The organism is uncultured Ruegeria sp., assembly GCF_947500045.1.
Taxonomy (GTDB): Bacteria; Pseudomonadota; Alphaproteobacteria; order Rhodobacterales; family Rhodobacteraceae; genus Ruegeria.
In genome coordinates, this window is sequence record NZ_CANMQQ010000004.1 from 81,422 (window position 1) to 97,270 (window position 15,849).

Sequence of the window (15,849 nt, forward strand, 5' to 3'; positions counted from 1 at the left end):
TACGGACGCGCCTGTGTCCGACATCGTTGCAGAATGACTTATGATCTCTTTATTGGTGACCGGTTGTTTTCAAGCTGGTCCATGCGCGGTTGGCTGATGCTTGAGAAATTCGGCCTGCCGTACCGCACCCATTTGATTGGTCTCTACTCTGGTACCATGGCAGCGGATATGGAGCCGCTGGCACCCGCGCGCCTTGTACCTGCGCTGCGCCTGCCCGATGGGACTGTGGTGGGTGAAAGCCTTGCGATGGCAGAGACTTTGGCCGAACGCCACCCCGAAGTGGGGCTCTGGCCGTCAGAGCCCGCCGCCCGCGCGACGGCCCGCTGGCTTTGTGCCGAAATGGTTTCCGGTTTCACGGCATTGCGGGAGCAATGCCCTATGCAACTGAAATACCGCTGGGAAGGCTTCAGCCCCTCGCCCGATACGCTTGCCGATCTGCAGCGGATCGAAACCCTGTGGGCCCATGCGCGGAAGATCTCTAGCGCTGCTTCGGGCCCATTGTTCGGCACCTATTCACTGGCCGATGTCTTCTACACACCTATCGCAGCACGGATCATCGGCTACGGCCTGCCCGTTTCCGAGGCCAACCGCGCCTATTGCATGGACCTGCTTTCGGATGTTTCCGTTCGTCAATGGCGCGCCATGGGCATGACGGTTGCGTATGAGCCCTTTCCCTACGCACAAGACCTTCCTGCACAAAGCTGGCCGATTGGCGGGGAAGCAAAGGCCTTGGCGGTCAGTACAGGCCCCTCGATTAATGCGTTGTGCCCCTATTCTGGCAAACCTGTAGAGGATTTTCTGGAACTCGACGGCCAGGTTTGGGGCTTTTGCAATCCGTTTTGCCGTGACAAATCGGTTGTGGATCCTGAAGCCTGGCCGAAATTCGCGGCAATGATCCATAGCGTTAACGATTCTTAAACTGGAACCGTGGCAGCAACATCCTGTTAACCAAGAACAGGATTGCCATGGTCGCCCGCGCCCACACCGTTGCCTTTCAAGGGGTCGATGCCCGCCCGGTCGAGGTGCAATGCGCCGTCTCTCCGGGCCTTCCGGCGTTTTCCATCGTTGGCCTGCCGGACAAGGCCGTCTCTGAGGCGCGGGACCGCGTGCGCAGCGCTCTTAGTTCGATGGCCATCGCACTGCCTTCAAAACGGATCACCATCAACCTTTCACCGGCAGATTTGCCCAAAGAAGGCAGCCATTTCGATTTGCCCATCGCAGTTGCCCTGTTGACCGCATTAGAGATCATTCCAGCAGACGCGGCCGAGGGCGCGGTTGCTTTGGGCGAATTGTCATTGGACGGCTCTTTGGTACCTGTCGTCGGCGCGCTGCCCGCTGCCATGACCGCCGCCGCCGAGGATCGCAGTTTGCTTTGCCCCAGCGCCTCAAGCGCCGAGGCCGCTTGGGTCGATGCCACACAAGTCATCGGGGCGGGTTCATTAGGGGATGTGGTTCGGCACTTTACGGGCCAATCTGCGCTGCCCGCCGCGATACCGGGCGAAGTCAAACTATCGCCCAGCGCGCGCGACCTACGAGATGTAAAGGGACAGGAGCGCGCCAAACGGGCGTTGGAGATCGCGGCGGCAGGACGGCATCACCTGATTATGATCGGAACCCCCGGTTCGGGTAAATCCATGCTGGCCGCGCGTCTGCCGGGTATTTTGCCACCGCTCACCCCCATCGAAGCTTTGGAAACATCCATGATCCAGTCGCTTTGCGGTTTGTTGGACGAAGGCGGCATCAGCCGTGCCAGACCGTTTCGCGAGCCGCATCACACCGCCTCGATGGCCGCTATCGTGGGTGGGGGGAAAGGTGCAAAACCCGGTGAAATCTCATTGGCGCATAACGGAGTTCTGTTCATGGACGAATTCCCCGAGTTCCCACGCACCGTTCTGGAAACCTTGCGCCAACCCGTCGAAACCGGCGAGGTTATGGTCGCGCGTGCCAATGCGCACGTGAAATACCCCTGCCGTTTCATGCTGGTGGCTGCAGCTAACCCCTGCAAATGCGGATATCTAACCGATGCGTCGCGTGCCTGCTCTCGTGCGCCTGGTTGCGGCGAAGATTATCTGGGCCGCATTTCCGGCCCGCTGATGGATCGGTTCGACCTGCGCATCGAAGTGCCGCCGGTGGGCTTTACCGATCTCGATCTCCCCCCTTCAGGTGACAGCTCTGCCACGGTGGCAGCGCGCGTCAAAGCGGCACGCGCAATTCAGGCTGATCGGTTCCGTGATATGCCCGAAACGCGGCAAAACGCAGATGTTGAGGGCAACCTGCTGGAAGAAACCGCCTCACCTGACGCCGAGGGCAAAGAGTTGCTGCTGAAAGCGGCTGAGCGTTTCGGGCTGTCGGCCCGCGCCTTTCACCGCATCTTGCGTGTGGCGCGCACCATAGCAGATTTAGACGGAGAGCCGGACGTTCGCCGCCCGCATGTCGCCGAGGCGCTAAGCTTTCGGATTAGCGCCAAGGTTGGTGCCTAAAGCTTGGCCTCGATCGCCAGCCAGATCTTTTCGGCGATGTTTTCACCGTTGAACCGTTCAAGTTCCTGAATGCCGGTGGGCGAGGTTACGTTGATCTCAGTCAAATAGTCGCCAATCACATCGATGCCTACAAACACCTGCCCACGCTCTTTCAGAAGCGGCCCGATTGCGGCGCAGATTTCCAGGTCACGCGCGGTCAGGCCGATTTTCTCGGGACGCCCACCCACATGCATGTTCGAGCGGGTCTCACCCTCAGCAGGAACGCGGTTAATGGCACCTACGGGCTGTCCATCTACAAGGATCACACGTTTGTCTCCATTGCGTACATCCGGCAGAAATTTCTGGGCGATCAGAGGCTCACGCGAGAATCCAGTGAACAGCTCATGCAGCGACGTCAGGTTGCGATCATTCGCATCCAGACGGAACACGCCTGCCCCGCCATTGCCATATAGCGGCTTGAGAATGATATCGCCGTGTTTTTCCTTGAAGGCTTTGATGGTTTGCAAATCCCGCGCAATCGTCGTGGGTGGGGTCAGCTCAGGGAAATCCAAAACCAGCAGCTTTTCGGGATAGTTTCGCACCCAAAACGGATCGTTCACCACCAGCGCCTGCCCTTTCAGGCGATCCAGCAGATGGGTCGAGGTGATGTAATGCATATCAAACGGCGGGTCCTGCCGCAGCCAGATCACATCGAAATCAGCCAGATCCACGTCGCGTTCGGGGCCCAGTACAGCCGGATCGCCTGCGACCCGCTGCACTGTCATATCGTGCCCGCGCGCCGTGATCCTGCCTTCCTGATAGGCCAGTTGATCCGGGCCATAGAAGAAAAGCTGATGGCCGCGTGCCTGTGCTTCTTCCGCCAGACGGAACGAGCTGTCGGCATTGATATCCACGGCCCCAATCGGGTCCATCTGAAAGGCGATCTTCATGGTGTATCCCTCAATTCCACGCCTGATACATGGCGCAGAGACCGGATGGGTTCAATGGCGATCAGTCCAAACCAAAGGCGTTTTCGATGATTTGAACCGTTCCGGTGTCATCAACCAGAGCCGCATCAAAGCGGACATTCGTCAACTGCCCGCCGGGTTCCTGTTCGAGATACTGGGCGGCAGAGGCACAAATTCGATCCATTTGTCGGCGGCTGATCCGAGCTGCAGCACCTTCAAAACTTCGGCTTTTCTTTACCTCAACGAAGACTAACCCATCCGCATTGCGTGCGATCAGATCAACCTCACCACCTGCGCCGCGCCATCTGCGCTGCGCGATTGAGTATCCCCGACGCTCGTATTCAGAAGCCACGCAAAGCTCTGCCGAATGTCCGGCGTGATAGGATACCGAACCCCGAACAGATCGCTGCGCCATGTCATCCCTTTCCCAGCTTCAAGGCCTTCTGATAGATCGGGCGACGCGGCAGGCTGAACATCTCTGACACCAAATCTGCTGCATCGCGTACCGAATGCGTTTCCAAGGCCCTTTTCAAAGCCTCTTCTACGTCGGACTCCTTAACAGTTTGCGAATGGGCGCGATCCACAAGCAAGACAACTTCGCCCTTGACCGTTGCACCCAGATACGCGGCGGCCAGTTCGGCGAGCGTTCCGCGCCGGGTTTCTTCGAATTTCTTGGTCAGTTCACGGCACAGCGCCGCCTGCCTGTCACCACCAAGAACATCCGCGAGATCGGCAAGACAACCGGCCACTCGTTTCGGCGATTCATAGAAGACAAGTGTTCCGGGGACGTTACGCAGCGCCTCGATTCGTGTACGCCGCGCGCCAGAAGCATTGGGTAAGAAACCGGCAAAGAAGAACGCATCGGTTGGCAGCCCGGCCAGGGTCAACGCGGTCAGAACAGCGGAAGGTCCGGGTGCACAAGTCACCGAGTATCCAGCCTCAGCCGCCTGACGCCCGAGATCATAACCGGGATCCGCGATCAGGGGCATTCCGGCCTCGGACGCATAGGCGACCGACTGTCCCTGCTCAAGCGCCTCCAGAATCTTGCCACGTGCGCCTGCCCCGCTGTGATCATGATAGGCCAATATGCGGCGCCCTTCGAGCGGTACACCATGGATTTCCATCAACCGGCGCAGGCTGCGGGTGTCTTCGGCAGCGATCATCTCGGCCGAGGCCAACACATCCAGCGCCCTGAGCGTGATGTCGCGCGCGGTACCGATTGGAGTGGCAACAAAGTACAGGCCCGGGGCCAATCTGATCTTTTGGAAATTCAAAGCTGGACCCTCACAGCGTGACGTTTATTATCGCGGATCGATAGACCAAGGTGCCCTCAGACGCCGGATCAGGGAGTTTTCTTTTAGATGTTTACCGTTTGCAAGCCCGCACGCAAATTGGCGAAATCCGCCATTGTTCTGGCTACGGCCGCTTTTCTGGCCGCCTGTGAGGTTGGCGGTATCGGCGGAGGCCCTTCGATTGATACCTCTGACCCGGTGCCGGTGGCCTTGTTGGTGCCTAGCGGATCATCCCAATCTGGTGACGCGGCGCTGGCACGAAGCCTTGAAAATGCGGCGCGCTTGGCCATCGCTGATTTGCCGAACGTCAAAATCGACCTTCGCGTGTATGACACGGCGGGCAACGCGGGGACGGCATCGGTGGTTGCGCAACAAGCAGTTGCAGACGGGGCAAAGATCATCCTTGGACCGGTTTATGCGCAAGCAGCAAACGCGGCGGGCCTTTCTGTTCTGAGCAACAATGTCAACGTGCTGTCCTTCTCGAACAACACAAGCATCGCGGGCGGAAATGTCTATGTGCTTGGCCCCACGTTCCAAAATACCGCAGACCGACTGGTCAATTACGCCGGGCGGCAGGGCAAAAATGGTACAGTCATCGTGCACAGCAACGACTCTGCAGGACAGCTCGGCCAGTCCGCAATCGCCACCGCGCTCAGCAATAGCCGCGTCAACAATGCAGGCGCGGTCGGGTATGACCGGTCTCAGCAAGGTGTGATCGATTCGGTTCCAACCATCAAAGCGACCGTTGATTCGACCGGCGCAGATTCGATTTTCCTGACCGCAACTACGGCAGGCGCGCTACCTCTTTACAGCCAGTTGCTGCCCGAAGCGGACGTATCACCTGCCACAACACAGTATATGGGACTGACTCGTTGGGACATTCCGGCACAAACGCTGGAACTTCCGGGTGTTCAGGGTGGATGGTTTGCCCTGCCCGATCCGGCAAAAGCTCAGGCCTATCGGCAGCGGTACAACAATACCTACGGCGAGGCACCGCACCCGATCAGTGGGCTGGCCTACGATGGAATCGCAGCCATCGGGGCCCTGGTCAGCCAGGGTAAGTCTGATGCGCTGACCGGCGCAGCTCTGACCCAAAACGCCGGATTTCAGGGTGTCGGTGGTATCTTCCGCCTGCGGCCAAACGGTACGAACGAACGCGGTCTGGCTGTTGCCACGATCCAGAACAAACAGGTGGTTGTGATTGACCCTGCCCCACAAAGCTTCTCTGGCGCCGGATTCTGAGCAACTGGCACAGGTCACTGCGCCTGATGTTAACCTGATCTGCCCGGCTGATGAGATTTTCGACAACGCCAACGTCAATTCCAGATTGTCCACCGCTGTTGAAAACAGTTCGGACAACGCCGCGTTGCGCGCTGAAACAGTAAGCATCTTGCGTGATGCGCAAAAGACGGGTCGCAAGGCGATTGCGGACGCCTTTGCCCGGCGCCCCTTCGATGCACGTCCGCTGGCACACTCTTACACCTATCTGACCGATCAAATGGTCAGCACCGTGATGCGCGTCGCCAACGAACATTTGCATCCACTGGCGAACCCCACCCGAGGCGAAAAGATCGCTGTGCTGGCAGTGGGCGGTTATGGCCGGGGCGAGATGGCCCCAGCTTCGGACGTGGATCTGCTATTTCTGACGCCTTACAAGATTACAGCCTGGGCCGAGAGCGTGATCGAATCAATGCTCTACATGCTGTGGGATCTGCGGCTGAAGGTTGGCCATTCTTCGCGTACGATCAAGGATTGCCTGCGGCTGGGGGCTGATGATTTCACCATCCGCACCGCCATGCTGGAACAGCGCTTCCTTGTTGGGGATCAGGAGCTTGCACAAGAACTTGAGACGCGCCTGAAAAGTGAACTGTTCAAAGGCACAGAGCGGGAGTTCATCGAAGCCAAGTTGAAGGAGCGTGAAGAGCGGCATCTGAAACAAGGCGAACGCTATAAAGTCGAGCCAAATGTCAAAGAGGGCAAAGGCGGCTTGCGCGATCTGCAATCGCTCTACTGGATCGCCAAGTACATCTATGGCGTTCAGGATGTCGCTGAACTGGTCCCAATGGGCCTGTTCACCCCCGAAGAGTTTGGAGAGTTCGTTCAGGCCGAAGAATTCCTGTGGGCTGTCCGGTCGCATCTGCATTTGGTGACGGGGCGTGCAACCGAACAGCTGACCTTCGATCTACAGGTCGAGGTGGCTGATCGCATGGGATATGAAGACCGCGCAGGTCGACGCGCTGTCGAAGTGTTCATGCAGCGCTATTTCCGCGAGGCAACACGCGTGGGCGAATTGACCCGCATCTTCCTGACCAAGCTGGAGGCGTCCCATATGAAGGGCGCGCCACTGCTGGAACGCATTTTTCGTCGTCGCCGTCGGATCAAGGCCGGGTACAGGGTTGTCCATGGCCGTCTGGATATCGCGGACCCGGACAAGTTCCTGTCAGACAAAGTCAATTTGCTTCGGCTGTTTGAGGAAGGCCTTCGCACAGGTATGCTGATCCACCCGGATGCCATGCGATTGGTGACGGCCAACCTGAATCTCATCGACGATGAGATGCGCAATGATAAAGAGGCGCGGCGTATCTTTCTTGATCTGATGCTGAAACACGGCAACCCCGAACGCGCCCTGCGCAGGATGAACGAACTAGGCGTTCTTTCAGCCTTTCTGCCCGAATTCGAACACATCGTGGCGATGATGCAGTTCAATATGTATCACAGCTATACGGTGGACGAGCACACGATCCAGTGCATCGTCAATCTGGCCCAGATTGAGCGCGGAGAGTTGATCGAAGAACTCCCGCTAGCGTCATCCATTCTGGAAAGGGGCGTTGATCGCAAGGTTCTGTACGTGGCTTTGTTGCTGCACGACATCGGCAAAGGGCGTCCCGAAGATCATTCCATTCTTGGCGCACAAATCGCCCGTAAGGTGGCGCCACGATTGGGGCTGACCAAGGCGGATTCGGAAACCGTGGAATGGCTGGTTCGCTATCACCTGTTGATGTCCGATATGGCGCAGAAGCGCGATATCTCAGACCCGCGCACCATCCGAGATTTCGCCAAAGCGGTTGAAACTGTCAAACGTTTGGATTTGCTGACTGTGCTAACAGTCTGTGACATTCGCGGTGTCGGGCCAACAACCTGGAACAACTGGAAGGCCACATTGCTGCGCGCGCTGCATGCAGATACCAAGCACGCGCTGGAATCCGGTATGGAAATCCTCAATCGGGCCAACCGCGGAGTTGAGGCGAAAAAACGGTTGCGTGCCGAGTTGGAAAGCTGGTCCAAATCTGATCTGAAAACAGAGACCGGGCGACATTACGATCCCTATTGGCAAGGTCTGAACCTGTCGACCCATGTCGAGTTTGCAGAGATGCTGCAATCCCTCGAAGACAGTGGTGACCCGGGGGCTGTCGAAATCCGCCTGCAGCCGGATGAAGATCGTGATGCAACCCGTGCCTGTTTTGCCATGGGCGACCATCCCGGGATCTTCGCGCGTATCGCGGGCGCGCTAGCCCTTGTCGGGGCCAATGTGGTGGATGCACGCAGCTATACGACGAAAGATGGCTACGTAACCGATGCATTCTGGGTACAAGATGCCGATGGCCATCCGTTCGAGGCCTCTCGCCTGCCACGGCTAACCCAGATGATCCACAAGACACTTAAGGGCGAAGTGGTCGCACGCGATGCCTTGAAATCGCGCGACAAGATCAAGAAGCGCGAACGCGCCTTTAACGTGCCGACCCATGTTAGTTTCGACAACGAAGGCTCGGAAATCTATACGATCATCGAGGTCGATACGCGTGATCGGCCCGGTCTGCTCTATGATCTGGCGCGCACGATGGCGGCGGCCAATATCTACATCGCAAATGCGGTGATTGCGACCTATGGCGAACAGGTGGTCGATACGTTCTACGTCAAGGACATGTTCGGCCTGAAATACCACTCTGAGGCCAAACAGCGTAGTCTGGAAACCAAGCTTCGCACGGCCATCACCGAAGGCGCAGAGCGGGCCGCCTCATGAAACCGATCCGCCTGCTCTCGGGCTTTTTCACGGTTGGGTTTTGGACTTTGGCCAGCCGCATTCTGGGTTTCCTGCGCGAGATTTTGCTGACCGCCTATATCGGGCCAGGCCCGGTGATGGACGCCTTCGTTGCCGCATTCCGCCTGCCCAACATGTTCCGCCGCTTCTTCGCCGAGGGCGCGTTCAATGCAGCCTTTGTGCCGATGTTCTCAAAGCGACTGGAAGGCGAAGAGAACGCCGAAGGATTCGCTCAGGATGCGTTCAATCTGTTGGCGGTGGCCGTTCTGGCCCTGGTTGGGCTGGCAATGGTTTTCATGCCCGCATTGGTCTGGATCACCGCCGAAGGGTTCTACGGAGATGAGCGCTTTGATCTGGCGGTGGACTACGGGTATGTCGTGTTTCCCTACATCCTGTTCATGTCACTAGCCGCGCTGTTTTCCGGTGTTCTGAATGCGACGGGTCGTTTTGCAGCCGCCGCTGCCGCGCCCGTTTTGCTGAACATCTTCGCCTGTTCCGCTTTGATCTTTGGCGCGATATCGGGAGGAGAGGTGATCCGTTGGCTGATCGCGGTCATCCCGGTTGCTGGCGTCGCGCAATTGGCGTTGGTCTGGGTTGCGACCGAACGCGCCGGCATCCGTATCCGTCCCGGTCGGCCAAAACTCAGCCCGGAGATGCGCCGCATGGTGCGGATCGCGGTTCCCGCAGCACTGGCTATGGGGGTCACGCAGATCAATCTGGTGGTCGGGCAGCTTGTGGCCTCGAACACCGAAAAGGCGGTCAGTTGGTTGTTTGCAGCGGACCGCCTATATCAATTGCCGCTGGGTGTTGTCGGGATCGCGGTCGGCATCGTGCTGTTACCCGACCTGTCACGACGCCTGCGCGCCGACGACAAGGAAGGCGCCCGCAACGCCTTTTCGCGGGCCGGAGAATTTACGCTGCTGCTGACGCTGCCTTCGACGGTTGCCTTTGTCATCATTCCGGGCCAACTGGTCTCGGTCCTGTTTCAACGCGGTCAGTTCAGCGCTGAGGATACGGCAGCCACGGCGCTGGCTGTGGCCATCTACGGCATCGGGTTGCCTGCGTTTATGCTGCAAAAGCTGTTGCAACCGCTATTTTTCGCCCGCGAAGATACCAAATCACCATTTCGATACGCCGTGGTTGCAATGGTAGTGAATGCGGGGCTTGCCTTTGGTCTTTACCCCGTCGTCGGGTGGATCGCGCCCGCGATTGCGGCATCGACCGCCGGTTGGGTTATGGTTGCGTTACTGGCAATCGGCGCGCGGAAGATAGGAGACGAAGCACGGTTTGACGACCGGTTCAAACACCGGATTTGGCGGATCGTGGCCGCCTCGGCAGGCATGGGCGTTGTGTTGTTCGCTGCCATCCACTTGTTTGGCTGGACATTTGGCGTGTCCGGCTGGCGCTATCTCGCGCTACTGATGCTTATCGTCACCGCAGCAGTTGCCTACTTCCTGTTGGGTCACATCTTTGGCGCTTTCAGGCTTTCTGAATTCCGAAAGACATTGCGGCGAGGATGAATCTACATCAATCGCGTCGTGTTTTGCTGAGAATGCGCGCCCACCCACCCGGAGCCAGAAAGAATGACAAGCCGAACCCGGTGGCAAATCCGCCCAGATCGGCAACCCAATCCGAGGTACCGCCAAAAAGCAGGCCGAACAGCAACTGCACCCCCATCAGAACAGCAATCAGGCTGAACGCGCGGGATTGGTTTTCCCCAACCAACGACAGTTTGCGCCACAACAACCATGTGAATGCGCCTATCAGGCCATAGACCGGAGGGAACCCTCCAACCAATGGATAGGGTGGGTTTAGCAACACGGCATAAGCCAGCGCTCCGCCCACGCCTGACAGCACAAAGATGATCAGCATGGCGACACTGCCAAAAACCTCGGCAACCATCTTGCCCATGGCCAGTACGAACACACAGACAAAGATCGCTTGCGTAAAGTTTGCCTGAACAAAGGGGTAGGTCACAAAGCGGATCACATGCTCGAACGGCCAGCGCCCGTTCTGAACCATCCAATCGAAAATGTCGGGTGAGAATGTGTATTTCTGCAGCGCATCCAGCCGCCACCCGACCGCAGTCGGTCCTCCGACCATCCCGCGACTGCCCAGCATAAGGGCCAGTTCGATCCCAATGATGAACAAAACCAATGCTACCACAACCGGCGGTAATGGATTTACAGGCGGTGTATAATGCTCACTGCTCACTGGGCTGGCCTTTCGCGGCTGTTGACGTCCCTTGGCCTCATGGGTAAGCGACGGGGGCTGATTTTTCCAGACAGGAGTTTCCTTCGATGACCGAGACCCAATTCACGCCTCGCGTGTTTTCCGGCATCCAGCCTTCGGGAAACCTGCACTTGGGCAATTACCTGGGTGCACTCAAACGTTTCGTGGATATGCAGGGACCGGAATACGAGACCGTCTACTGCATGGTCGACCTCCACGCGATTACTGTCTGGCAAGACCCTGATCGCTTGCGTGAAAAAACCCGCGAAGTGTGCGCAGGGTTCATTGCCGCTGGTCTGGACCCCGAGAAATCTATTCTGTTCAATCAGAGCCAAGTGCCCGAGCACACCCAGCTGGCTTGGATTTTCAACTGCATCGCCCGGATTGGCTGGATGCAGCGGATGACACAGTTCAAGGACAAGGCGGGGAAGAACACCCAGAACGCCTCGCTGGGGCTGTTTGCCTATCCCGCATTGATGGCAGCAGATATTTTGGTTTATCACGCGACCCATGTACCGGTCGGTGAGGACCAGAAGCAGCATCTGGAGCTGACCCGCGACATCGCGATCAAGTTCAACCATGACTATGGCATTGATTTTTTCCCAGTGACTGAGCCGGTCATCGGGGGGCCTGCACCGCGTGTGATGAACCTGCGTGACGGATCGCGGAAGATGTCGTCGTCAGACCCATCCGACATGACCCGGATCAACATGACCGATGATGCCGATGCAATTGCCAAGAAAATTCGCAAGGCGAAAACCGATCCGGATGCATTACCGTCAGAAGTCGAAGGTCTCGAAAGCCGGCCCGAGGCGCGCAACCTCGTGAATATCTACGCCGCGCTCAACGATCAGACCGCCGGGCAGGTGCTGTCAGAAGTCGGTGGCAAACAATTTGGAGAGTTCAAGCCGATGCTGGCTGAATTGGCCGTTGAGAAGCTGTCGCCAATTTCATCCGAGATGGCGCGCCTGATGGGGGAAGAGGCTGAAATCGACCAAATTCTTGCCCGTGGTGCGGAACGGGCACGCGCGATTGCAGCCCCGATTCTGCAGCAGACCTACGAGATTGTCGGAATGGTTGGAGCAGGTAAGTCCTAACCGACCACACCGAATTCTAAAACGCCGCCCCATCTCGGGCGGCGTTTTTCGTTTGGCGATTTCTTAAGCTGCCTGCAGGTGAAGCATCTCATGCACGATGGTTTCGGCAACCTCATGCGGGCTAACCGATTCCACTTTGGCCCGCGTCAGGATTCGGTCCATCGTCTGTTCCAGCGTCTGTAATCGACCATCCACCCAGGCTTCGCGCTCTGCGACGCGCAGAATCTCCGTTGCCACATTTACGATGCCACCACCGTTGGCGACAAAGTCAGGGGCATAAAGAATGCCACGCTGGTGGAGCGCTTGCGCATCGCAACTACGGGCCAACTGGTTATTTGCACCGCCAGCCACAGCGCCAACTTGCAACATCGGAATGCTCGTTTCGTTGAGGATGCCACCAATGGCGCAAGGGGCAAAAATATCTGCCTTAACGCTATAAATCGCATCGGGCGCAACAACCTGCGCCGAAAACCGTTCAGCCATGCGCGCCGATTGGAGGGTGTCGATATCCGTCACGATCAACTGCGCCCCGGCATCATGCAGCAACCGGCACAAGTGTTCCCCCACATGACCAAGTCCCTGAACCGAAACGGTCAGGCCGTTGAGACTGGCCTGTCCAAACCGGTGCATCGCAGTCACCTGGATGGCATTGAATATCCCGCGTGCCGTTATCGGAGAGGGATCCCCGCTGGCAAACGCACCTTCTGCCAATCCCGCTACGAAGCCAGTCGCTGACCCAATATGCGCCATGTCGGCAGGCGTCATGCCCATGTCTTCTGCCGTCCAGTACTGGCCGCTTAGGCTTTGTACGACTTGCCCGAACGCCTGCAGCAGCTCTGGCGATTTATCAACTTGCGGATCGCCGATTATCACGGCCTTGCCGCCACCAAGTGGAAGATCAGCAGCCGCGTTCTTGAACGTCATTCCCCTGGCCAGTCGCAACGCATCATTCAGGGCCTCGACAGGATGGCCATAGGGGCGCATGCGCACGCCACCCGCAGCAGGGCCACGTTGCGTTGAGTGGATCGCGATGTAGCCCAAAAGACCAACTGCGTTGTCTTTGAATTCAACCACGCGCTCGTGCTCTGGCGCGTCTACAATGGTGATTTCCATTCTTCTCCTCCGGAATGCTTCCGAGAGTTTGCCATCTATCGTCGAGTGATTTTCACCCTTTTGTCACTATCTCAGAGAAAATTTTGGTGATAAGTTCTAAAATTACACACAAATATGAAGTTTTTCGCCATGGATGAGATCGATTCCAAGTTAATCCGCGCCCTGCAAAACGATGGCCGCATGACCGTCATTGATCTGGCAGAACATGTCGGACTGTCCCCGACGCCTTGCGCGCGACGTCTGGATCGGCTGCAGCGGGACGGGATCATCACCGGTTACGCCGCACAAGTTGACCCCGAGCGGCTTGGATTTGGCGTTACAATTTTTGTGTCTGTCGAGTTGGAGAAACAGGACCGCTACGCCATCGATTCCTTTGAAAAGGCTATTCGTCGCTGCGACGAGGTGATGGAGTGCTATCTTATGACCGGTTCGCGCGATATTCTGCTGCGTGTTGTCGCCAAAGACCTTAACGCGTTTGACGCATTTCTGGAAAACCGGCTGATGAAAATCCAAGGCATTAGAAACCTGCGATCAAACTTTGCTTTACGCACCATGGTCAAACGCGATGCGCTGCCGCTGCAACGCGGATAATCTGCTGGACCTTGCGTCAGCCCCAACCTAGGTTTCCCCGAAGCTTGAGGGAGGGCGCAATGGCAGTCGGCAAAAACATCCGCACCTATTTCCAAGGTCAATGGCATGACGGGGACGCCCCGATCATGCGGGCAGCCGACCATGGCGCATGGCTTGGCTCATCGGTTTTTGACGGTGCCCGGTACTTTGATGGAATGGCCCCGGACCTGGAGGCCCATTGCGCCCGCGTGAACCGCTCAGCCGAGGCGCTGATGCTGACACCTTCAGTGGCAACCGAACAGATGGTCGAGCTGATTAACGAAGGGTTGCAAAGCTATACACCCGATACCGCTGTCTATATTCGCCCCATGTACTGGGGCATCGACGGAGATCAAACCGCGATCATCCCACAAGAGAACAGCACAGGTTTCGCGATCTGCCTCGAAGAAATCCCGATGGCACCTGAAACCGCCTCGGCCACGCTGACGACCACGCGATTCCGACGCCCTGTCCTGGAATCGGCTGTGGTTAATGCCAAAGCCGGTTGCCTGTATCCAAACAACGCCCGGATGCTGCAGGAGGCGCGCAGCAAGGGGTTTTCAAACGCACTGGTTGCGGACGCGATGGGGCATGTGGCTGAAACTGCAACGGCAAACATCTTCATGGTCCGCGATGGCGAGGTGTTTACCCCGATTCCCAATGGCACGTTCCTTGCAGGAATCACCCGCGCGAGGCATATCAAGAACCTGCGGGCCGATGGTGTAGCAGTGCATGAAACCGTCCTCAGTTTCGATGATTTTCACGATGCGGACGAAGTGTTCATGAGCGGCAACATGAGCAAAGTGACCCCAATCACCGCGTTGGATGACACCCAATATCAGGTAGGACCAATAGCTCGCCGTGCGCGCGCAATGTACTGGGATTGGGCTGCAAGCAATCGCTGACCCGCGCTTGCCTGTTTCAGTTGCCACTGCGCATCCTGTGAGGCATGATCCCGAAAACAAACGAGGACAAACATGCGCAAGTTCCTAGTCGTTCTGGACGACAGCCGCGAATGCCTGAACGCCATGCGATTTGCAGCAATGCGCGCGGCGCATACTGGCGGCGGGGTTACGGTTCTTTCGGTTATTCCGCCTGACGAATTCAATCACTGGATCGGAGTGGCCGAAGTGATGCGCGAAGAAGCGCGTGAACGCATACACGCGCATTTCGAAGTGTTCGCCAAATGGATGCGCGACAAGCAGCGGGTCGAACCCGAATTGGCCATCCGCGAAGGTGATCCTGTATCCGAGATCATCGAACACGTCCAATCCGACTCTGAGATCGGCGTGCTGGTACTAGGTGCGGGCACTGACAAAAAAGGCCCCGGACCGCTGGTCACCCAGCTGACCCGGAACTCTGGCAGCTTGCCCATTCCGATCACCATCGTGCCGGGCGATCTGAGTAAGGAAAAACTGGAAGCCATCACCTGAGGCAACCTGATGCCCGCGAAACTGCAATTCTGGTTCGATTTTGCGTCGACTTATTCCTATCTCAGCGCGATGCGTATCCAGCAGGCAGCGTCTGAAAAAGGGATTGCCGTGGAATGGCAACCTTTTCTATTGGGTCCTATCTTTGCCGAACAGGGTTGGAACAACTCGCCATTCAACCTCTACCCTGCAAAAGGGCGGTACATGTGGCGGGATATGGAGCGGCTTTGTGCGGCACGCGACCTGCCGTTTCAGCAGCCCAAGACATTTCCACAAAACAGCCTGAACGCGGCGCGGCTAGCCATGGCGATCGAGCCCGCCGATCAGCGGGCGGCCTTCGTTCGTGCTGTTTATTCTGCGCAATTCGCGGCTGGCCATGACATCTCGGATCCGGCGGTTTTGGCTGAATGCCTAGGTACGGCTGACGTTTCACTCGGTATGATGGAACTGATGAACGATCCCAAGATTAAATCCGCCCTGTTTGAGCAGGTCGCCCGGGCGAAGGCCTTGCACATCTTTGGCGCGCCAAGCTTTATTGGCGGGGATGAGCTATTTTGGGGGGACGACCGTCTAGATGACGCAATTTGCCACGCGGCATCAATTTAGAACG

The 15,849-nt window shown here is 57.5% G+C and carries 15 protein-coding genes; 10 read left to right on the forward strand and 5 right to left on the reverse strand.

What is annotated here, in order from left to right:
• Window positions 1–33: 33 nt before the first annotated feature.
• Both Q1B46_RS08465 and Q1B46_RS08470 read left to right on the forward strand, forming a co-directional pair.
• A complete protein-coding gene (locus Q1B46_RS08465) occupies window positions 34–918 on the forward strand; it encodes a glutathione S-transferase (protein ID WP_299946908.1) in 885 nt (294 codons plus the stop codon).
• Between the two features lie 47 nt (window positions 919–965).
• On the forward strand, window positions 966–2,480 hold the full coding sequence (locus Q1B46_RS08470; protein ID WP_299946909.1) for a YifB family Mg chelatase-like AAA ATPase: 1,515 nt from the start codon (window positions 966–968) through the stop codon (window positions 2,478–2,480).
• On the opposite strand, the gene gshB is transcribed toward Q1B46_RS08470, so the two are convergent.
• The 3 genes from gshB to rsmI form a co-directional block, all read right to left on the reverse strand.
• Window positions 2,477–3,409, reverse strand: coding sequence for a glutathione synthase (gshB, locus tag Q1B46_RS08475; RefSeq protein WP_299946911.1), 933 nt, complete (start codon window positions 3,407–3,409; stop codon window positions 2,477–2,479). The genes Q1B46_RS08470 and gshB overlap by 4 nt on opposite strands.
• Window positions 3,410–3,470: 61 nt before the next feature.
• Window positions 3,471–3,842 carry a YraN family protein gene (locus Q1B46_RS08480; RefSeq protein ID WP_299662957.1) on the reverse strand — a complete coding sequence of 124 codons (372 nt, stop codon included), beginning with the start codon at window positions 3,840–3,842 and terminating at the stop codon, window positions 3,471–3,473.
• Window position 3,843: 1 nt separating this feature from the next.
• Window positions 3,844–4,701, reverse strand: a complete 858-nt coding sequence (gene rsmI / locus Q1B46_RS08485) for a 16S rRNA (cytidine(1402)-2'-O)-methyltransferase (RefSeq protein ID WP_299946913.1) — start codon at window positions 4,699–4,701, stop codon at window positions 3,844–3,846.
• 87 nt (window positions 4,702–4,788) lie between these two features.
• On the opposite strand from rsmI, the gene Q1B46_RS08490 reads away from it, so the two are divergent.
• From Q1B46_RS08490 to murJ, 3 genes are read left to right on the forward strand one after another with little or no spacing between them, the layout of a single operon-like run.
• Window positions 4,789–5,961, forward strand: a complete 1,173-nt coding sequence (locus Q1B46_RS08490; protein WP_299946916.1) for a penicillin-binding protein activator — start codon at window positions 4,789–4,791, stop codon at window positions 5,959–5,961.
• A complete protein-coding gene (locus tag Q1B46_RS08495) occupies window positions 5,921–8,740 on the forward strand; it encodes a [protein-PII] uridylyltransferase (RefSeq protein WP_299946919.1) in 2,820 nt (939 codons plus the stop codon). Before Q1B46_RS08490 ends, Q1B46_RS08495 begins: the two co-directional genes overlap by 41 nt.
• Window positions 8,737–10,278: a murein biosynthesis integral membrane protein MurJ gene (murJ, locus tag Q1B46_RS08500; protein ID WP_299946922.1), complete on the forward strand. Its 1,542-nt coding sequence runs from the start codon at window positions 8,737–8,739 to the stop codon at window positions 10,276–10,278. Before Q1B46_RS08495 ends, murJ begins: the two co-directional genes overlap by 4 nt.
• A gap of 7 nt (window positions 10,279–10,285) precedes the next feature.
• On the opposite strand, the gene Q1B46_RS08505 is transcribed toward murJ, so the two are convergent.
• Window positions 10,286–10,972: a rhomboid family intramembrane serine protease gene (locus Q1B46_RS08505; RefSeq protein ID WP_299946925.1), complete on the reverse strand. Its 687-nt coding sequence runs from the start codon at window positions 10,970–10,972 to the stop codon at window positions 10,286–10,288.
• Window positions 10,973–11,058: 86 nt separating this feature from the next.
• Here Q1B46_RS08505 and trpS point away from each other — a divergent pair, with 86 nt between their 5' ends.
• Window positions 11,059–12,087, forward strand: coding sequence for a tryptophan--tRNA ligase (gene trpS / locus Q1B46_RS08510; RefSeq protein ID WP_299946929.1), 1,029 nt, complete (start codon window positions 11,059–11,061; stop codon window positions 12,085–12,087).
• A gap of 63 nt (window positions 12,088–12,150) precedes the next feature.
• Here trpS and Q1B46_RS08515 read toward each other — a convergent pair whose 3' ends face one another.
• Complete coding sequence (locus Q1B46_RS08515; RefSeq protein ID WP_299946932.1) at window positions 12,151–13,200, reverse strand: Glu/Leu/Phe/Val dehydrogenase dimerization domain-containing protein; 1,050 nt, start codon at window positions 13,198–13,200, stop codon at window positions 12,151–12,153.
• 129 nt (window positions 13,201–13,329) lie between these two features.
• On the opposite strand from Q1B46_RS08515, the gene Q1B46_RS08520 reads away from it, so the two are divergent.
• The 4 genes from Q1B46_RS08520 (at window position 13,330) to Q1B46_RS08535 (ending at window position 15,845) form a co-directional block, all read left to right on the forward strand.
• Window positions 13,330–13,791: an Lrp/AsnC family transcriptional regulator gene (locus tag Q1B46_RS08520; RefSeq protein WP_299662948.1), complete on the forward strand. Its 462-nt coding sequence runs from the start codon at window positions 13,330–13,332 to the stop codon at window positions 13,789–13,791.
• Window positions 13,792–13,850: 59 nt separating this feature from the next.
• Window positions 13,851–14,714, forward strand: a complete 864-nt coding sequence (locus Q1B46_RS08525; protein WP_299946935.1) for a branched-chain amino acid aminotransferase — start codon at window positions 13,851–13,853, stop codon at window positions 14,712–14,714.
• A gap of 72 nt (window positions 14,715–14,786) precedes the next feature.
• Window positions 14,787–15,242, forward strand: coding sequence for a universal stress protein (locus Q1B46_RS08530; protein WP_299662946.1), 456 nt, complete (start codon window positions 14,787–14,789; stop codon window positions 15,240–15,242).
• A 9-nt stretch (window positions 15,243–15,251) separates the two neighbouring features.
• Complete coding sequence (locus Q1B46_RS08535; protein ID WP_299946938.1) at window positions 15,252–15,845, forward strand: 2-hydroxychromene-2-carboxylate isomerase; 594 nt, start codon at window positions 15,252–15,254, stop codon at window positions 15,843–15,845.
• Window positions 15,846–15,849 lie beyond the last annotated feature (4 nt).